At 33.2% G+C, this 19,646-nt stretch carries 23 protein-coding genes and 1 pseudogene; 19 read left to right on the top strand and 5 right to left on the bottom strand.

All coding sequences use genetic code 11. The features are described from left to right. Nucleotides 1-130: 130 nt before the first annotated feature. Together MT340_RS11000 and MT340_RS10995 are read left to right on the top strand one after the other, a co-directional pair. Nucleotides 131-733 carry a short chain dehydrogenase gene (locus MT340_RS11000; RefSeq protein ID WP_243589994.1) on the top strand — a complete coding sequence of 201 codons (603 nt, stop codon included), beginning with the start codon at nt 131-133 and terminating at the stop codon, nt 731-733. A 141-nt stretch (nt 734-874) separates the two neighbouring features. After that, nucleotides 875-1,518, top strand: a pseudogene (locus MT340_RS10995) (IS6 family transposase). 136 nt (nt 1,519-1,654) lie between these two features. Here the strand turns inward: MT340_RS10995 and MT340_RS10990 are convergent. The 3 genes from MT340_RS10990 to hypR all read right to left on the bottom strand — a co-directional run bounded on the left by MT340_RS10990 (nt 1,655) and on the right by hypR (nt 3,842). Further along, nucleotides 1,655-1,858, bottom strand: a complete 204-nt coding sequence (locus tag MT340_RS10990; RefSeq protein WP_049426256.1) for a cold-shock protein — start codon at nt 1,856-1,858, stop codon at nt 1,655-1,657. Between the two features lie 234 nt (nt 1,859-2,092). Beyond that, the gene (gene merA, locus MT340_RS10985; RefSeq protein ID WP_243589993.1) at nt 2,093-3,415 is read right to left on the bottom strand and encodes a hypothiocyanous acid reductase MerA; all 1,323 of its coding nucleotides are present in this window, start codon (nt 3,413-3,415) and stop codon (nt 2,093-2,095) included. Continuing rightward, complete coding sequence (hypR, locus tag MT340_RS10980) at nt 3,402-3,842, bottom strand: redox-sensitive transcriptional regulator HypR (RefSeq protein ID WP_243589992.1); 441 nt, start codon at nt 3,840-3,842, stop codon at nt 3,402-3,404. The genes merA and hypR overlap by 14 nt, the downstream gene beginning before the upstream one ends. Nucleotides 3,843-3,972: 130 nt before the next feature. Between hypR and MT340_RS10975 the strand changes: the two genes are divergently transcribed. From MT340_RS10975 to MT340_RS10945, 7 genes are all read left to right on the top strand, one after another. Continuing rightward, entirely contained in the window at nt 3,973-4,908 is a 936-nt protein-coding gene (locus MT340_RS10975) for an aldo/keto reductase (RefSeq protein ID WP_243589991.1), read from the top strand. 514 nt (nt 4,909-5,422) lie between these two features. Continuing rightward, nucleotides 5,423-5,959, top strand: coding sequence for a flavodoxin family protein (locus tag MT340_RS10970; RefSeq protein ID WP_243589990.1), 537 nt, complete (start codon nt 5,423-5,425; stop codon nt 5,957-5,959). Between the two features lie 124 nt (nt 5,960-6,083). Beyond that, nucleotides 6,084-6,560, top strand: coding sequence for a GNAT family N-acetyltransferase (locus MT340_RS10965; protein WP_243589989.1), 477 nt, complete (start codon nt 6,084-6,086; stop codon nt 6,558-6,560). Nucleotides 6,561-6,578: 18 nt separating this feature from the next. Further along, nucleotides 6,579-7,895, top strand: coding sequence for an HD domain-containing protein (locus tag MT340_RS10960; protein ID WP_243603865.1), 1,317 nt, complete (start codon nt 6,579-6,581; stop codon nt 7,893-7,895). Nucleotides 7,896-7,964: 69 nt separating this feature from the next. Next, nucleotides 7,965-8,471 carry a YwhD family protein gene (locus tag MT340_RS10955; RefSeq protein ID WP_243589988.1) on the top strand — a complete coding sequence of 169 codons (507 nt, stop codon included), beginning with the start codon at nt 7,965-7,967 and terminating at the stop codon, nt 8,469-8,471. 259 nt (nt 8,472-8,730) lie between these two features. After that, nucleotides 8,731-9,741, top strand: coding sequence for an alcohol dehydrogenase AdhP (adhP, locus tag MT340_RS10950; protein WP_243589987.1), 1,011 nt, complete (start codon nt 8,731-8,733; stop codon nt 9,739-9,741). A 161-nt stretch (nt 9,742-9,902) separates the two neighbouring features. Beyond that, nucleotides 9,903-10,064, top strand: coding sequence for a hypothetical protein (locus MT340_RS10945; protein WP_243589986.1), 162 nt, complete (start codon nt 9,903-9,905; stop codon nt 10,062-10,064). A gap of 153 nt (nt 10,065-10,217) precedes the next feature. On the opposite strand, the gene MT340_RS10940 is transcribed toward MT340_RS10945, so the two are convergent. Then, entirely contained in the window at nt 10,218-10,313 is a 96-nt protein-coding gene (locus MT340_RS10940) for a type I toxin-antitoxin system Fst family toxin (RefSeq protein ID WP_243589985.1), read from the bottom strand. A 313-nt stretch (nt 10,314-10,626) separates the two neighbouring features. After that, on the bottom strand, nt 10,627-10,722 hold the full coding sequence (locus MT340_RS10935) for a type I toxin-antitoxin system Fst family toxin (RefSeq protein ID WP_243589984.1): 96 nt from the start codon (nt 10,720-10,722) through the stop codon (nt 10,627-10,629). A gap of 233 nt (nt 10,723-10,955) precedes the next feature. Here MT340_RS10935 and MT340_RS10930 point away from each other — a divergent pair, with 233 nt between their 5' ends. The 10 genes from MT340_RS10930 to MT340_RS10885 all read left to right on the top strand — a co-directional run bounded on the left by MT340_RS10930 (nt 10,956) and on the right by MT340_RS10885 (nt 19,598). Beyond that, nucleotides 10,956-11,369, top strand: a complete 414-nt coding sequence (locus tag MT340_RS10930; protein ID WP_243589983.1) for a YwiB family protein — start codon at nt 10,956-10,958, stop codon at nt 11,367-11,369. Next, nucleotides 11,369-13,030, top strand: a complete 1,662-nt coding sequence (gene argS / locus MT340_RS10925) for an arginine--tRNA ligase (RefSeq protein ID WP_243589982.1) — start codon at nt 11,369-11,371, stop codon at nt 13,028-13,030. Before MT340_RS10930 ends, argS begins: the two co-directional genes overlap by 1 nt. An 83-nt stretch (nt 13,031-13,113) precedes the next feature. Beyond that, nucleotides 13,114-13,755, top strand: coding sequence for an endonuclease III domain-containing protein (locus MT340_RS10920; protein WP_243589981.1), 642 nt, complete (start codon nt 13,114-13,116; stop codon nt 13,753-13,755). A gap of 91 nt (nt 13,756-13,846) precedes the next feature. After that, nucleotides 13,847-14,611 carry a MerR family transcriptional regulator gene (locus MT340_RS10915; protein ID WP_243589980.1) on the top strand — a complete coding sequence of 255 codons (765 nt, stop codon included), beginning with the start codon at nt 13,847-13,849 and terminating at the stop codon, nt 14,609-14,611. 70 nt (nt 14,612-14,681) lie between these two features. Beyond that, a complete protein-coding gene (locus tag MT340_RS10910) occupies nt 14,682-15,176 on the top strand; it encodes a DUF805 domain-containing protein (protein ID WP_243589979.1) in 495 nt (164 codons plus the stop codon). Between the two features lie 198 nt (nt 15,177-15,374). Further along, nucleotides 15,375-16,310, top strand: a complete 936-nt coding sequence (locus MT340_RS10905) for an ABC transporter substrate-binding protein (RefSeq protein WP_243589978.1) — start codon at nt 15,375-15,377, stop codon at nt 16,308-16,310. Between the two features lie 113 nt (nt 16,311-16,423). Beyond that, complete coding sequence (locus MT340_RS10900) at nt 16,424-17,380, top strand: FecCD family ABC transporter permease (protein ID WP_243603864.1); 957 nt, start codon at nt 16,424-16,426, stop codon at nt 17,378-17,380. Nucleotides 17,381-17,434: 54 nt separating this feature from the next. Beyond that, nucleotides 17,435-18,139, top strand: a complete 705-nt coding sequence (locus tag MT340_RS10895) for an HAD family hydrolase (protein ID WP_243603863.1) — start codon at nt 17,435-17,437, stop codon at nt 18,137-18,139. 1 nt (nt 18,140) lies between these two features. Continuing rightward, the gene (locus MT340_RS10890) at nt 18,141-18,935 is read left to right on the top strand and encodes an alpha/beta fold hydrolase (RefSeq protein ID WP_243603862.1); all 795 of its coding nucleotides are present in this window, start codon (nt 18,141-18,143) and stop codon (nt 18,933-18,935) included. Between the two features lie 153 nt (nt 18,936-19,088). Continuing rightward, nucleotides 19,089-19,598, top strand: a complete 510-nt coding sequence (locus MT340_RS10885; RefSeq protein ID WP_243589975.1) for an SA0570 family protein — start codon at nt 19,089-19,091, stop codon at nt 19,596-19,598. Nucleotides 19,599-19,646: the final 48 nt, after the last annotated feature.

Below are 19,646 nucleotides of genomic sequence, written 5' to 3'. Positions count from 1 at the left end.
TATGTATTACGGCATAAATTTCTAAATATATATGTTACATTAAGTTTGTGAGTGTTCTAAGTAAAATTTCGAAACTTTATTCACACTTATGAAACCACTCACAAATATTAGTTTAATTTAGGAGGATTACATGAAAGTAGTAGTTATTGGTGCTACGGGCACAATAGGTCAAAGTGTATCTAGGAAACTTAAAGAAAGTAATCATGAAGTTATTGAAGTTGGCAGTCAATCAGGTGATTATCAATTAGATATTACTTCTCCAAAAGAAATTGAACAAATGTATAAAGATATAAAGAATATTGATGCTGTTGTTAGTGCAACAGGAGGGGCAACTTTCAAGTCTTTAGCAGACATGAGTTTAGAAGAAAATAATTTAGCTGTAAAAAGTAAATTATTAGGTCAAATCAATCTTGTTTTAATTGGCCAACATTATTTAAATGAAAATGGTAGTTTTACTTTAACGTCAGGAATTATGATGGATGATCCTATTTTATTAGGTTCTTCAGCAGCGATGGCAAATGGTGGTGTTGCAGGATTTGTTACATCAGCAGCTGTAGAATTAAAAAATGGTTTAAGAATTAATAATGTAAGTCCTAATGTTGTCAAAGAAGCTCTAGATAAGTACGGAGAATTTTTCAAAGGTTTTACAGCAGTTCCTGTTGAGAAAGTAGCAAATGCATTTGTTAAAAGTGTTGAGGGAGCACAAACTGGACAAACTTATAAAGTTTATTAATTTCATAATGTCAAGTTAACTAATACTCGATTTTCGTTCATTTAAAAAATTTAATTCGAAGGGGATTTAAAATGAAGAGAAATTAGGTTCTGTTGCAAAGTTGATTTTGTAGTATAATTTCAACAAAAAGGAGTATGCTGTATGAACTATTTCAGATATAAACAATTTAACAAGGACGTCATTACTGTAGCCGTTGGCTACTATCTAAGATACTAAGAGAACGTGGCATCAACGTTCATCATTCAACGGTCTACCGTTGGGTTCAAGAATATGCTCCGATTTTGTATCAAATTTGGAAGAAAAAACATAAAAAAGCCTATTACAAATGGCGTATTGATGAGACGTACATCAAAGTAAAAGGCAAATGGTGCTATTTATATCGTGCCATTGATGCAGAGGGGCATACATTAGATATTTGGTTACGTAAGCAACGCGACAATCATTCAGCATATGCGTTTATCAAACGTCTCGTTAAACAATTTGGTAAACCTCAAATGGTGATTACCGATCAGGCACCTTCAACGAAGGTAGCAATGGCTAAAGTCATCCAAACATTTAAACTAAATCCTGACTGTCATTGTACATCGAAATATCTGAATAACCTCATTGAGCAAGACCACCGTCATATTAAAGTAAGAAAAACAAGGTATCAAAGTATCAATACGGCAAAAAATACTTTAAAAGGTATTGAATGCATGTACGGCCTATATAAAAAGAACCGCAGGTCTCTTCAAATCTACGGATTTTCGTCGTGCTACGAAAATAGTCACATGTTAGTCAGTTGAGAGAATACTATCATGTTAAAATGGTAATTAGTTATATTTTCTCTGACTTTGTAACAGAACCTAATTTACTTATATAAATGTAGAAAACGCTAGGAAGATTCAAACATCTTCCTAGCGTTCAACTTATAATTTTATCTTATGACATTACAACTACGTTAGTAGCTTGTTCGCCACGTTGACCTTCAGTGATATCGAAATCAACTTTTTGGCCTTCTTCTAAAGTTTTGTAACCTTCACCAGCAATACCGCTGAAGTGTACGAATACGTCACTTCCGTCTTCTCTTTCGATGAAACCAAAACCTTTTTCTGCGTTAAACCATTTTACTGTACCGTTATTCATATAGAATACCTCCATGTGCTTTTGCACGAAATATTTGTAACAAATTCATTTATAAAAAAGAGAGTATTCTAGACAAACACACTACAATTAAATTCACGAGCTTTTATTACGTAAGGTTAACTATAACTGGTTATGTTCAATAAGTAAAGCTTTTTATTTTTGTGTAATTTGATAAATTAAAATTATTACAAGTATAACCCTGCCATGATAGGGTTTAGCACTTATTAAAAAAATTTAAAAATTAAATAAATCGTTAAAAGATTCTACCATTGTTGGGTGTGTATAAATGCCATCTCTTAAAACTTGATAAGGAATATGTTGATCCATTGCTAACTTAATTAAATTAATAATTTCCTCTGATTCTTTACCGTATAACGTCGCTCCTAAAATTTCGTTATTATCTTTATTGATGACAACTTTAAAAAGGCCACGGGGATCATTATTGATCTTATGTCTAGGTACAGTGTTAATGGCTAATTTGTTTTCTGCATAATGATAACCTTGTGCTTCAGCTTCCGTTGCTATTAATCCAACGCGAGAAAACGGTGGATCAATAAAGACAGTGTATGGAATAATACCTCGATTTTCTGTTGTACGATCACGCTCGCCAAATAATTCAGATTTTAAAATTCTGAAGTCATCTAATGAAATATAAGTAAACTGCAAGCCACCTTTAACGTCACCAGCTGCATAGACGTGTTCGACTGATGTTTGAAGATACATATTAACTTTTATTTCGCCACGTTCACCAAGTTGGATGTCAGTATTTTCAAGTGCTAAGTCTGTGTTTGGTACACGTCCTGTTGCTAATAAGACTGCATCAGCTGTAAACGTTCCTTTCGAAGTTTCAACTATAGTATGTTTACCTTCATTTCTAAAGGCATGCGTTTCTGTTTCTGTGACAAACGTAATTCCTTTCGCTTTTAAGTCTTTCAATGCGTATTCCACTACTTCTCTATCTTCGCGTGGCATAATTTGCTTTCCATATTCCACGACAGTGACGTTTGAGTCAAAGTTTGCGAACATCGATGCAAACTCTAATGCGATATAACCACCGCCAATAATCACTAAGTCTTTAGGTTGGAACGTAATATTTAATAAACCATGTGAGTCATATACATTTTGTGCCGTATCAAGACCCTCGATCTTAGGAATATTAAATTTTGCACCAGTATTAATCACAATATTATCAGCTGTGACTGTCTGTGCAACAGTACCATCTTCATTCAATAATTCAATTTCAGTATTTGATTTAAATTGAGCTTTAAAGTCGAGAACTTCAATATTTGCATCGTTTGCTAAATTAACGTAATTCTTTCTGTTTAGAGCACTAACTACTTCTTTTTTTCTTGAAAATGCAGGACCAAATTCGGCACCGTCAATACTGTCATGCACGAGTACTTTAGAAGGTATGCAGCCGTGATTTATGCAGGTGCCTCCAAAATTATCTGATGATTGTTCTACTAAAGCGACGTGTTGTCCTTGTGATGCTGCGTATTTGGCAAGTGTTTTACCGGCTTTACCGAAACCGATGACTAATAAATTATAATGTGTCATATGTTGTTTCCTCCTGGAGTGTTTCTTTGAGTACATCATTAATCGTCAAGTTACTATAAAAGTCGAGGGCTAAAGCTATTTCTTGTTCTTTGTAGCGATTCATTGTGTGCGCAATATTTCTTGATATTTTACAATGACTCTGCTCGTTACCTGTAAAGATGCGTTGTGTGTTAGCTTTGTCTAACACGAAGAGCTGATAAAGTGTAGACAACTTGATAGAGGGGGTTCTATCGTTAGCTCGGTAGCCTCCGCCTTTTCCGCGAAGGGTGTCTATGTAATCATGATGATTCAGTATAGTGGTGACGCGACGTAATTGGACTGGGTTGAGACAGATAAGCTGGGCTAGGTCTTGGCTGTTGAAATGTTGATCTTTATGTTTAGTTAGAAAAGTTAGAACGTGAACTGCGATATTAAATTCTAGATTCATAATGTCATCCCTTTAATGTAACTTGATTAGTTACATTAAAGTATATTTTTACAAGTTCGTCAAGATGAATGTATCGTGTGTAATGGGGTAAACTGTAAGTAGTGAATTGAAGATAAAGGAGCGATATTGAATGGCAAATTTAGTACAATTAGGCAAATCAGATGTACGTGTATTTCCAATCGCATTAGGTACGAATGCGGTAGGTGGACACAATTTATATCCGAATTTAGATGAAGAACAAGGTAAGGAAGTTGTACGTAAAGCGATTGATAATGGCATTACTTTATTAGATACGGCATATATTTATGGGCCTGAACGTTCTGAAGAATTGGTCGGCCAAGTGGTCCAAGAATATCCTCGCGAGAAAGTTCAAATTGCGACGAAAGGCTCTCACGTAATTAAAGAGGATGATAACGTTGTTCAAAACAATGATCCTGATTATTTAAAACAACAAGTTGAGAATAGTTTAAAACGTCTTCAAGTAGATTATATTGATTTATACTATATTCATTTTCCAGATGAAAATACGCCCAAAGACAAAGCTGTCGCAGCCTTACAAGAATTAAAAGAAGAAGGTAAAATTAAAGCGATTGGTGTTTCTAACTTCACATTAGATCAGCTTAAAGAAGCAAACAAAGAGGGCTATGTTGACGTTGTACAATTAGAATATAATTTATTGCATCGTGAAAATGAAGAAGTGATGGCATATGCAGCTGAAAATAACATTACGTTTGTGCCATATTTCCCATTAGCGTCTGGTATCTTAGCTGGTAAATATAATGAGGACCAAACATTTGATGACCATCGTGCACCCCGTCGTGATTTCCAACCTGAAGTGTTTAAAGACAATGTACGTCGCGTCAAAGAATTAAGTGGCATTGCTGAAGCACATAATACGTCAATTGCGAATGTTGTATTAGCCTTTTATTTAACACGTCCAGCATTAGATGTGGTGATTCCTGGTGCGAAACGTGCTGAACAAGTGGTGGAAAATATTGAAGCGGCGAACGTACAGTTAACTGATGAGGAAATCAAAAAAATTGATGAGCTTTTCCCTGTTGAATAGAATATAAAAAATTTAAGTTATTTAGAGTAATTCAAGCTCCTACTCCGTTTATAAAGGTGTAGGAGCTTTTTAAGTGTGAAATATTTTAAAGCGTGATTAAATATTTAATAAATTCATTACATAAAAATACGGGAACAGGGTACAAAGAGATTGTAGAAATATTTAGTGTATATTAAGTTGGTTTAAACTAGCTTAAATAGACTTTTTAAAATCATAATTTATTTGAAACAAATAGAGGTCTGGAAAAAAGTGTTTAGGATTTGAGCAGAACCGAACGATGAGCAAAATTGTTTCTCAAATTTTGTCGAATCGTGAGCCCCAACTTGCTTTGCTTGTAGAATTTCTGGATGAAATTCTCTGTGTTAGGGCCCCACTACCTATAATCCTGCTTTTGGGAAGCCGTTAAACGATTTCCCAGAGTTCAAACTCTTTATGTCTCAACCTCATCAATTTATATATTTTGTAGGGATTGAATTAACAAGTTGAAGAATTAATGGAAAGTGAGGAATGTTAGATGATTACTGTCTTATTTGGGGGAAGCCGTCCAGAGGGAAATACGGCACAAATTACAAAGTATGCTCTAGAGGGTTTAGATTATAACTGGATCGATTTAACACAATATCAATTAAATCCAGTTAGAGACTTACGTCATGAGAATGAAGATATCGAAACATATTACGATGATTATAAAGAAATTATCGATAAAGTTTTAGAAAGTGATACGGTAATTTTTGCATCCCCAGTTTATTGGTACAGCATTTCTGCCTCATTAAAGGCATTTATTGATAACTGGTCTGAAACACTGGTTGATCCTAACTATAAAGATTTTATGGAAAAGATGGCTCGAATTGATTTTCGTCTTATTTTAGTAGGGGGAGACTGCCCTAAAGTTAAAGCTAAACCTTGTATTACCCAAATGAAATATACGTTAGATTTTATTGGCGCTGAGTTACAAGGATATATTATTGGCACTGCTGAAAGACCAGGAGATATCATGAAAGATGCATTTGCATTAGAAAGAGCTAAAGAGTGGAACGAAGCATTAGCTTAAAGTGTTAAGGAAGTAGTGCCATAGTTAGTTATAAGGCTGAGCTATATTTACATAGTAAGCGTTTAACCACAGACTATGATATAATTCGATTATTAATTCCATTGTAAAGTCAGGAGAATCAAGTATGTTTAAAGTCAGAGAAGCGACAGCAAATGACGTTGTAGCTATCAGAGATGTTGCTACTAAAGCATGGTATAACACGTATTTAAACATTTATGCTGCATCAACTATTAACGAGTTACTTGCTGCTTCATATAATGAAACTCATTTAAAAAAACGTTTAGAAGAACAACTTTTCTTAGTAGCTGAAGAAGCAGAAGAAATCGTAGGATTTGCTAATTTTATTTATGGGAAGGAATTGTATTTATCAGCACATTACGTTCACCCAGAATCTCAGCATAAAGGTTACGGTACAAGTTTATTGGAAAAAGGTTTAGAGCGTTTTCAAGATAAATATGAAGTTGTTTACCTCGAAGTAGATAATAAAAATGAAGGTGCGATCAAATATTATCAAAATCATGGTTTTGAAATAGTACGTTCTTATCAACCAGAAATGTACGGCGAACAATTAGATTTAGCATTGATGAAGAAACATTTATAAAGAAAAGCGCATGTTTTTATGAAAGGAAGGATAACATTGACGCAAACACCCTATGTTGAACAAAAGTTAGCTGAGGAGAAAGTATTTAAAGATCCAATTCATAAATACATTCATGTTAAAGATCAGCTTATTTGGGATTTAATCAAGACTAAAGAATTTCAACGTTTACGTCGTATTAAACAATTAGGGACACTTTACCTTTCTTTTCATACTGCAGAACATAGTCGCTTTGGTCATTCTTTAGGTGTTTATGAAATAGTACGTCGCATGATTGATGAATCATTTGTAGGGCGCGAAGCTTGGAATAATGACGATAGACCGCTCGCTTTATGTGCAGCTTTATTACATGATTTAGGACATGGTCCTTTTTCACATAGTTTTGAAAAGATATTTAACACCGATCATGAGGCATTTACGCAAGCTATTATTACTGGTGGAACAGAGGTTAACGAAGTGTTAAGTCGTGTATCTGGTACCTTTCCACAAGATGTAGCTGATGTTATTAATAAAACACATGAGAATAAATTAGTTATTTCTATGATTTCTTCACAAATCGATGCTGATCGTATGGATTATTTGCAACGTGATGCTTATTTTACTGGTGTTTCTTATGGCACATTCGATATGGAACGTATTTTACGTTTAATGAGACCCTCTAAAAAAGAAGTTCTTATTAAAGAAAGTGGTATGCATGCGGTAGAAAACTTTATTATGAGTCGCTATCAAATGTATTGGCAAATTTATTTCCACCCAGTTAGTAGAGGGGGAGAGGTACTATTAAACAATTGTTTGAAACGAGTGAAACAATTGTATCAAGAAGGTTATCATTTTAAGATGTACCCACAAGATTTTGTACCTTTTTTTGAGGAAACGATTACCATTGAACAATATGTTGAATTAGACGAAGTTGTCGTTTTATATTATTTGAAAAAGTGGATTAATGAAGATGATGCCATCCTTAGTGATTTAGCTCGACGATTTATCAATCGTGATTTATTTAAATATATTCCTTTTGATGGTTCGATTATTACAATTACTGAATTACAAGAATTATTTATTGAAGGTGGTATAGATCCACATTACTATTTCGTTAGTGAAGCTTTTTCAGATTTACCATATGATTATGACCGTCCAGGTTCTAACCGTCAGCCAATTCATTTATTAAGAAGAAACGGCAGTATTAAAGAAATTAGCAGTCAATCACTAGTTATTTCAAGTATTACTGGCATTAATCGCGAAGATTATAAACTATATTATCCTAAAGAAATGATACTTAATATTGAAGACCCACAAGTTAAAGGTTCAATTATCAACTTGTTGAATGAACTAAATTAAGAAATTGAAACTTTTTCATATAACACTTAATATATTCTGTGGAGTTTAAGTCTGTTGGAGGTGTAACACGTGTCTGAGAATAAAGGTTTTAAATTTAATATTATTAAAAATGATCCTCTAGATGGACATAAAGGGACAAATATTGGATCGATTAGTTTAGATAATATTGCGCCTGTATTTATAGACGTGGCGGGTAAAGAAGCATTTATAGATATTGGTGGTATGCATGCACGTGCTCAAGTTGAGAAAGGCGTAAAATGGATTAATGAGAAAGAAGAAGTTGAAGGTGACGAGGCTAAAGAATATTGGCTTTGTTGGGTAACTACTGAACGTGGCGAAAACGGTCCTTATTATGCCGGTGTCACTGCTTGTTACTTACTTGTTAACAAAAGTATCCGACGAGGATATAAGAGTATGCCTGAACATGTTAACATGATGGATAAATCTATGAAACATAAAATTATCATCGATCAAATCGGTGAAGATAATAGAAAAGTACTCAAAGACTTCTTACAATCACATAATGAAGAAATGTGGAATAATTCTAGTGATGAATTGTTAAAAGCATTTGAATAATTTAGTAAGATTATTAATTCTCCACCATTGATTGAACAATGGTGGGGATTTTTATATTCACATTTGGATTTCATTTTCAATTTTTTTCTTTTTATCAAAAGAAAAATTAATAAAAAGAGTTAGATAACGAAATTGTCGAAAATTAATTTTTGAAAATTTAAAATAATCAAGTAAAAATAGTTTCAATTTTGGAAGCGATTTCATATAATAGGTGTAGAATTACAAATTTATTAAAAAGTTGAACAAGGAGTGATTTGCCATGAAAGCAGCAGTAGTAACTCAAGAACATAAAGTAAGTGTTGAGGAAAAAGAATTACGAAACTTGGAACCTGGTGAAGCTTTAGTTCAAACGGAATATTGTGGTGTGTGCCATACCGATTTACATGTCAAAAATGCAGATTTCGGTGATGTCACAGGACGTGTGTTAGGCCATGAAGGTATTGGTCGAGTAATTGAAGTAGCAGAGGATGTAGAATCACTTAAAGTAGGTGATCGTGTATCCATCGCGTGGATGTTTGAAAGTTGTGGGCACTGTGAATATTGTACAACTGGTCGTGAGACTTTATGTCGTGATGTAAAAAATGCAGGGTATACTGTTGATGGTGCAATGGCAGAACAAGTTATAGTGACAGCGAATTATGCTGTAAAAGTACCTGAAAATTTAGATCCAGCAGCCGCGTCATCAATTACATGTGCAGGCGTAACCACATACAAAGCTGTAAAAGTAAGTAATATCAAACCTGGACAATGGATTGGAATATTCGGTATTGGTGGTTTAGGTAACTTAGCACTTCAATATGCGAAAAATGTATTTAATGCAAAAGTTGTCGCATTTGATATCAGTGAAGATAAATTAGACTTTGCTAAAGAATTAGGTGCAGATGCCGTAGTTAACACTAAGAATCAAGATGCCATTGAAGAAGTGAATAAACTTACTGATGATAAAGGTTTAGATGCAACTGTGATAACTGCAGTAGCTAAGACACCGTTTAATCAAGCGGTTGATGTTGTTAAAGCTGGTGCACGTGTAGTAGCTGTAGGTTTACCAGTTGAAAAAATGGACTTAGAAATCCCACGTTTAGTACTTGATGGTATCGAAGTTGTTGGTTCATTAGTTGGTACACGTCAAGATTTGAAAGAAGCATTCCAATTTGCGGCAGAAGGAAAAGTTGTACCAAAAGTTCAAACACGTGAGTTAGAAGAAATTAATGATATTTTTGAAGAAATGGAAGAAGGAACAATTACTGGTCGTATGGTAATTAAATTTTAAATGAAAATATAAAGACACATACATTATCCTAGCTCGTAAGTCTTGATTAGCAAACATGTTCTTACGAGCTATTTTGTTTATATTTTAAAAGCATCACTAAAGATTAATGATATAATTAAAGTAGTTAAATCAACTAAAATATGAAATAAGAGGACACACAAATGTATAAATTCTTACTATTTGTTACAACATTGGCTTTCGGCATCATTTATTTCTTGAAATATACAATACTTTTAGAAAAGTATAATTATGATATTGTAGAAATTGAGTCTAAAGCAGACTTAGCTAAACGTAATAATGATTTAGAACACAACAATAATTAAGAGTGTAAAAATACATTCTATTGAAAATAACTTTTTGCATTTCTCAATTAAACAGTGTTATAATTTAGTTAACGAAAATAAGTATTCACTTATACACCAAACCCCTCACTAAGGCCGTAGTGAGGGGTTTTGATCGGTGTGGCTAAATGTCACCTAATTTTTATTGCGCTTACTTAGCCAATAAGTAAAAGTCGCAATTGCACAGCCACTAATGACTGGTGCTATGATGTGGACGAAAATAAGCATCACTTTATACACCTCCTCTCAACGTCAAAGTTGACGCCTGAGAGAAATAGGCGACTTTTATATTATACCATCTATAATCGTTATTAAGTCAGTTGTCTTTCCAAACTTACGATGTTAAAAAGGGTAGATTTAAATTTCTTTAAGATGTTTTAATAACCTATGTCTATAAATTATAAGTACTACTCAATAAAAGGTTACTTTTTGCATTTCTCTATTAAGCAGTGTTATAATTTAATTAACAAGAATTCTAGTATGAATACACCAATCCCCTCACTATTCCAGTAGTGAGGGGATTTTTAGGTGTGACTATAGTCGCCTATTTATCATTGCGATCACGTAGCCAATGCGTAAATAGCGCAATAATGCAACCACTGATGACTGTGGTTATGATGTGAACAAGAATTTCTAGCATGAATAACACCTCCTCCCAACGTCAAAGTTGACGCCTGAGAGAAATAGGCAACCTTTATCTTATACCATCTATAATCACTATTAAGTCAGTTGTCTTTCCAAATTTACGATGTGAAAAAAGGCGGAATTAAATTTCTTTAAAATGCCTTAATAACCTATATCTATCAACTACAAGCACTACTCAATCTATGCTATAATAATTTGTATTATTTAGAAGTTAAGGTGAGTCGAACGTTGGATAAGAATATAGACATTCAAACGAAACAAGTCTTAAAACAGAATGGTGAGAAGCAAAAATTTGAGTTTGCTGCACAAGGATCTTGGCAAAAGAAAAATGCTGATTACATTCGATATCAAGAGCAAGTTGAAGAAGCGGTTGTTAATGTGACGATTAAAATTGAAGAAAGTGGTGTGAAATTAATACGCAAAGGCGATATTAACATGAGTCTCCACTTTATCGAAGGTCAGGAAACAACGACACTTTATGACATTCCAGCTGGGCGTATTCCATTAACAGTGAAAACGCGTAGTATACTTCACTTCGTTAATGACAATGGTGGGAAGTTGAAAATTCAATACGAGTTACATCAAAATGATGAGAAAATGGGTTCATATCAATATGAAATTAATTATAAGGAGATAGGCTAATGAATATTATTGAACAAGTAAAACATACGTTAGTACAAGAGATTGAAACAAGTATTAAAAAAGCTGAACTTGCTGAAGATATTCCTGAAATTAAAATTGAAATTCCAAAAGATACTAAAAATGGAGACTATTCAACAAATATCGCGATGGTATTAACTAAAATCGCTAAACGTAATCCACGTGAGATTGCCCAAGCCATCGTAGATAATTTAGATACTAGCAAAGCTAATGTTAAAAAGATAGACATCGCAGGCCCTGGGTTTATTAACTTCTACTTAGATAATCATTATCTAACTGCAGTTATCCCAGAAGCAATTAACAAAGGTGATAAATTTGGTTATGCTGAAGAATCTAAAAATAAAAATATCTTATTAGAATATGTGTCAGCTAATCCAACTGGTGATTTACACATTGGACACGCTAGAAATGCTGCAGTAGGTGATTCTTTAGCAAATATTTTAATTGCTGCTGGCTATAATGTAACACGTGAGTACTATATTAATGATGCTGGCAATCAAATTACTAACTTAGCACGTTCAATTGAAACACGTTTCTTTGAAGCACTTGGTGACACTAGCCATGAAATGCCAGCAGACGGCTATAATGGTAAAGATATTATTGAAATCGGAAAAGATTTAGCGAATAAACATCCAGAAATGAAAGACTACTCTGATGAAGAACGTCTAAAAACATTTAGACAATTAGGTGTCGATTATGAAATGGATAAATTGAAAAAAGACTTAGCTGATTTCAATGTACATTTCGATAATTGGTTTAGTGAAACATCATTATATGAAAATGGTGCGATTAAAGAAACATTAGACAAAATGAACCAATTAGGCTACACATATGAAGCTGATGGTGCGACTTGGTTACGTACCTCTGATTTTAAGGATGATAAAGACCGTGTATTAATTAAAAAAGATGGCAATTACACTTACTTCACACCAGATACTGCTTATCACTACAATAAAATCAATCGTGGCAATGACATTTTAATCGACTTAATGGGTGCCGATCACCATGGTTATATCAATCGTCTTAAAGCAAGCCTTGAAACATTTGGTGTAGATAGTGATCGTCTTGAAATTCAAATTATGCAAATGGTGCGTTTAATGCAAAATGGTGAAGAAGTTAAAATGAGTAAACGTACAGGTAATGCGATTACTTTACGTGAAATCATGGATGAAGTTGGTATTGATGCTGCACGTTACTTCTTAACAATGCGTAGCCCAGATTCACACTTTGACTTCGATTTAGAACTTGCGAAGGAAAAATCACAAGACAACCCAATTTATTATGCACAATATGCACATGCACGTATTTGTTCAATCTTGAAACAAGCGAAAGAACAAGGGGTCGAAGTAACAACTGATGTAGACTTTTCAACAATCACTAATGAAAAAGCAATCGACTTATTGAAGAAAGTTGCTGAATTTGAACCAACGATTGAAAGTGCAGCAGAAAGTCGCGCTCCACATCGTTTAACAAATTATATTCAAGATTTAGCATCAGCTTTCCATAAATTCTATAATGCTGAAAAAGTATTAACAGATGATGTAGAAAAAACAAAAGCACACGTGGCATTAATTGAAGCGGTTAAAATTACATTACACAATGCATTAGCATTAGTAGGTGTATCAGCGCCAGAAACTATGTAATTCAATATCAATAATATTGTCATACCCTCATAAATTTCGATTTGTGAGGGTATTGTTATGTGATGAATGGGGTGAAAATAGAGATGCTTAGTACGGACACACTTTATAAGGAATTATTAAATCACATGGGACCACAAGGTTGGTGGCCAGCAAAAACGCCTGAGGAAATGATGCTTGGGGCAATTCTGGTACAAAATACAAATTGGAAAAATGCGGATATGGCATTACTTCGCTTAAAAGAAGAAACACAATTTGATCCTCAAAAAATTCTAGCTTTACCATTAGAAGAATTACAAGAAGTCATCCGTTCTAGTGGCTTTTATAAAAATAAAGGAAAAACTATACACGCTTTATTTCAGTGGTTAAATCAATTTTATTTTAATTATGAAAAAATTGCTCAATATTATGGCGATAACTTAAGAAAAGAATTACTAAAAATTCGAGGTATTGGTAGCGAAACAGCTGATGTTTTACTTGTCTATGTCTTTGAAGGTATCGAGTTTATTCCTGATAGTTATACGAGAAGATTATATAATAGGTTAGGTTATACCCATACAGAAAGTTACGATAAATTTAAAAGACAAATCACATTGCCTTCTCATTTTACAAATCAGGATGCGAATGAATTCCATGCGTTATTAGATAATTTTGGGAAAAATTATTTTAATGGAAAAGGTGAACAACGATATACATTTTTAGACGATTATTTTGTGAAAAAAGATTGACCTTAACGTTACGTCATAGCGCATACTCCTCTGTAGATGATGAATATAAGTTAGTCAGAAAAGATTTAAACGTTAAGGTGGTAGACCAAAGATGAAGCAAAAAGACTATTTTACACCCAAAGAAATAGGACACATCACAGATGTCAGTACGCGTACTTTACATTATTATCATGAAATTAAATTACTAATACCAAGTCTTGTTACAGAGAATGGCTACCGGTACTATTCGACGCAAGACATTGCCAAACTTCAAACCATTTTATTTTTAAGACAACTGAATTTATCACTGGAGGATATTCAAAGCTATTTTGATAAAAGTATTTCGGAAAAAAATGAAATTTTAGAAGAAAATGTTAGTCAGCTTGTGCAAAAACGCGATCAACTTAATCAAATGATTAACTATCTAGACCATCATCTCAAAAATCATAAAAATGAGGAGATTAATATGGATAAATTTGATGATTTTGATATTCAACAACAATATGATAAAGAAGCTGAAGTGAAATATGGCGAGACGAAATACTATCAATCTTTCAAAGAACAGCGTAATACATTAAATAAAACGGATAAACAACGCAATGACAAAGAAATTAGCCGTCAACTTAACCAATTCTTCGACGAAATGAATTATTTCCTAGAAAATGAACACCAAGTTGATGAAGAACAGGTGTATCAACACATTACAAGTTTAAAAGATATTTTACGTACTCAAGTACCAAATGCAGATAATCAATTTTTGGAGTATATGGCACTCACTTATGAAAATGACGAGCGCTTTGCGAAAAATATTAATAAAGGGCGAAATGAAAACTTAAACCAATATATCGCAACTGCAATTCGCGCTTATCTTCATTAAACTATTTGCTTCACTTCTAAAATGTGTAATGATTAAAATAACAAAGCACGTATTTAAAGGAGATTAAGCGATGGTTGATGCATTTCAGTTATTTTGGAAGAATTACTTTAACGTTCATGGGCGTACGAGACGTCGTCACTATTGGTATGCGATTTTAGACGTCGTGTTTCTTTTAATTGTCTTGAGTCTGCTATGCGATTTTTTGTCTTGGAGTTTTGGCGCAGAAGGATTTTTTGAAACGATTTATAACATTATTGATTTAGTTATCTTTATAGGAATATTCACAATGTCAGTACGTCGTTTTCATGACGTTGGTCGCACGATGACTATCCCACTCATTTTATTTATTGTCATGTTGTTACAAAACATACGAATGTGGACTGACGATTATGTAGATTATTCTATCGGTAGCTACTTTACAGGAATAGGGCTACTCATCGCAAGTATTATATCTGTGGTTATTTCGATTGCTTTATTAATTCTTTTGATTATGACAGTAGTTTATTGTGTTACAGATAGTAAGCCAAGCAGGAATAAATATGGTCCATACCCTAAAGATGAATAATTGATTAAAGTGACACCGATTATTTCTACATTTAGAAGTCATCGGTGTTTTAATTTTGCCTTCTTTTTGGAACGGTAAGTAAAATAAATAATAATATAAATTCACACAATAAAATATTAAGAATTTAATTTAATCAGAAAAATAATTTGGTATGATGAATATATACATAGAAATAGGAAGGGAAGGTTTAATGTATCGATGAAGAATAGTAAGGTATGGTTTGTACTTCTAGCTTTGATGCTTGTTTTAGTAGCATGTGGTCCAAGTAATCAACATAAAGAAGGTAATAAACAAAGTCAGCACTCAGATAAATCAACAGAACAGACAACTTCTAAAGATGGTAAGACGAACGATAAATCTTATAAGCGCATCATTTCCCTAATGCCAAGTAACACAGAAATTTTATATGAACTAGGATTAGGAAAAAATATTGTAGGTGTTTCAACAGTGGATGATTATCCTAAAAATGTTAAAAAAGGAAAACAACAGTTTGATGCGATGAACTTAAATAAAGAAGCGTTACTTAAAGCGAAACCTGATTTAATACTTGCTCATGAATCCCAAAAAGGAACATCTAAAAAAATTCTTGATAGTGTAGCAAATAGTGGTGTGAAAGTGGTTTATGTGAAGGATGCACAATCACTTAATCAAACATACGATACATTTAAACAAATTGGTGAAATTACTGGACGTGAAAAAGAAGCAAATGATTTAGTAGAGGAAACAAAGCGAAATGTTGATAAAGTGATTAAGTCGGTTCCAAGACATAATAAAGAACAAAGTATCTTTTTGGAAGTTTCTTCTAAACCTGAAATTTATACGGCGGGTAAAGCTACTTTCTTTAATGATATGATTGAAAAATTAGGGGCTAAAAATAGCTTTTCAAATATTAAAGGTTGGAAAGCAGTAGATAAAGAAAGTATCATTAAGAACAATCCAGATATATTAATTTCAACTGAAGATATTTCTAAAGCAGATTATTATAAAATTATTAAACAACGTGATGGTTTTAGCCAAATTAATGCTGTTAAAAATGGACGTGTTGAAACAGTGAATGGCGATGAAATCTCTCGACCAGGTCCTCGAATTGATGAAGGATTAAAAGAATTAAGAGATGCTATTTATAAACGTTAAGTCCTGAATACTAAAGAAAAAAGTGGTGTAGTTCGATGAATTGAAGAGCTACACCGCTTTTTAAATATCAGTTATAATGAGCAATATATTAAACATATGACAGAGTGGAGATTATGACGAAGAAAATTTACGTTACATTTATGATTTGGATTTTATGCTTATGTGTCATAACGAGTTTGAGTTTGTGTTGGGAATTAGGATCCCTAAATGATTCATTTAATCAAACCATTCTTTATAAAGTTAGAATTCCTAGAACGCTTGAGGCCTTGATGACAGGTGCCGTACTAACATTGGCGGGCCAAATGTTTCAAATGGTATTAAATAATCCACTCGCTGATAGCTTTACACTTGGACTAGCGAGTGGCGCGACATTTGGCTCTGGTTTAGCGCTATTTTTAGGGCTATCATTTATTTGGGTTCCTGTTTTTTCAATAGGCTTTAGTATCTTAACGTTAATCATCGTTTTAACGATGGCGACGATGGTTTCTAAAGGTTATCCCATCAAAATATTAATTGTGACTGGCTTAATGATTGGAGCATTATTTAATGCTTTGTTATATATATTAGTGCTAATTAAACCTAGTCAGATGAATCAAATTGCTAATTATTTCTTTGGAAGTTTTGCTGCGGCTGAATCGAAAGAGATGATATATATTAGTGTTGTAGCGATACCTAGCGTAGCTATTTTATTTGCGCTCCTCCCCTCAATTAAGTTGCTACAACTAGGCGAACTAAAGAGTCAATCTCTTGGTTTAAATGTTCAGCGCGTTACATTTATTGTGCTTACATTGGCTTCAATTATGACTGCTATTGCTGTTGCGTATGTCGGTGTAATTGGATTTATAGGTATGGTTATACCTCAACTTATACGCCGTTACTATTGGCGCTATACTTTAGGCATACAAATGGTTCTTAATATTTTAATCGGCGCGACAATGATGTTATGTGCGGATTGGATAGGGAGCATTATTATTAATCCAGTACAAATTCCGGCAAGTATTATTTTAGCCTTAATCGGTATACCAGTTTTATTTTATATTTTAATTTCACAATCTAAAGTATTACGCTAGTTTACGCGATTTGCTAAAATAAAAATACTATTATAATGAAGAGGAAAAATAAAAATGGATTTAAGTCACATAAAAGCGATTGTCTTTGATTTAGAAGGTACGCTATTAGATAGAACAAAGTCTAGAGACAAATTTATTGAAGAACAGTTTGAGCGTTTCCATGATTACTTTGTACATGTTCAACTTGCTGATTTTAAAAAGAAATTTATCGAATTAGACGATGATGAAGACAACGATAAACCTGATCTTTATAAGGCAATTATTAAACAATTTCATATAGATAGATTGACTTGGAAAGATTTATTTCATGATTTCGAAATGCACTTTTACCGTTATGTCTTTCCATACTATGACACGCTTTATACGTTGGAAAAGTTATCCAAAAGCAACTACCAGCTAGGTGTAATTGCCAACGGTAAATCAAAAATTAAGCAATTCCGGTTACATTCTTTAGGTATAAGTCACGTTATTAATTATTTATCTACATCTGAAACAGTAGGATATCGTAAACCACATCCTCGGATATTTGAAGATATGATTGATCAATTAGACGTTTTACCAGAAGAAATTATGTATGTAGGCGATGATGCATTAAATGATGTTGCACCAGCTCGTGCAATGGGTATGGTAAGTGTATGGTTTAAACATGACGATGATGATATTGAACCTCTTGAGGAAGAGGTAGACTATATTATTACAACAGTTGAAGAATTATTATCTATCTTGCCAATTGATATAACGCAGAAAGGAGATAACTAAGATGGATTTATTTACTAGAAGAGGAGGACTTTCTCTAAATTATAATACGATGGGAGAAGGTTACCCTGTAGTATTGGTACATACTGCATATGAGAATGCTTCAATTTTTCAAAATGTAGCAAAAGAACTCGCAAAATCATTCCAAGTAGTATTAATTGATTTACGTGGCCATGGCTACTCAGATAAGCCTAGACAAATTAAGTTTAATGAATTTGCAGATGATATTATTCTACTATTAGATTATTTATATATAGATGAAGCAGCTTTTATAGGCCATGAAATGGGTGCTAATATTGTGGCGGATTTAGCCAACCGTTATAAAAATTATGTTTCTTCATTAATATTAGTTACGCCAACTTCAATTGAAGGAGAATTACCAGAAGAGCGTTTATTTAGAAAATATGCGCACAAAATCCGTAACTGGGATGAAGAAAAGCAAGATAAATTCTTGGAAAAACGTAGATACCATAAACCACGTAAAGTTAATAAATTTTTAAAACATGTTGAAGATACGAATGCAATTTCTACTAAAGAAGAAACGCAAGCTATTGAAGATGTCTTTAAACAAGAAAGCATTGGAGAAGTATTTGAACACGTAACAAAACCGACATTGATCGTTGCAAGCGAACATGGAGAACGTATTACCACAATTGAATCAAAAGAAGTAGCCGACTTAATTGGTGGCGCTCGCTTTAAAGTGTTTACAGAATCAAGCCTTTATCCTTTTGAAGAAGAACAAGAGAAGTTTATTGAAGAAGTAGCCCCGTTTATTAAAGAAAATATACCTGAACGTTAAATAATTTACTAATTTATTTAGTTTAATAAGCCGCTTGTTACAAAAAACGAAAAAATTGTAATAAATCTTTAATAAAGGTGTTATTTTAGTAATATTTGGGGTATACTATAACCAAGCAAAAGATAAGAATGAGATAAAGGAGATAGAGGTCTTATGAAAAAATTAGTAGCGGCATTTTTAGTTTCAGGACTAGTAATGACAGGAGTAGGCGTTAATCATGCTGAAGCAGCTAGCGGGAATTCAATTCAAACAGTTCAACAATTAACTCAAGGACAAAAATCATTAGAAAACATCACAATTGGTGAATCAATTAAAAATGTTAATAGCAAATATGGCACTCCAATCTATTCTAAAAACCCTAACGGCAAAGAAAGTTATTACGAATATCGTACAGCTAAAGGTTTAGTTGTAGTTACAGCTAATAGTGGTAAACAAAACCAAGGCAATGTAACTAGAATTTCTATGACTTACAATAAAGCTAATGGCCCAACTTATAATCAAGTTAAACAAAGTGTTGGTCAAAATGCGATTACACGAGCACAATATAACAGTGTGAGTGGCAACTTTGGTTACATCCAAAAAGGTAATACAAGCTATCAATTTGGTTCAAATGGTGCAAAAGATAAAGTCTTAAAATTATATCGTATTGATGTTGCACAATAATAAAATCAATCGTGGTCTTTATAAAGACTAACCTAGACTTAATTATCT

The sequence above is a fragment of the Staphylococcus sp. NRL 16/872 genome (genome assembly GCF_022815905.2).
Lineage (GTDB): Bacteria > Bacillota > Bacilli > Staphylococcales > Staphylococcaceae > Staphylococcus.
The sequence above is the reverse complement of the archived record's forward strand: the minus strand, read 5'-3'. Positions and strand labels throughout refer to the sequence as shown.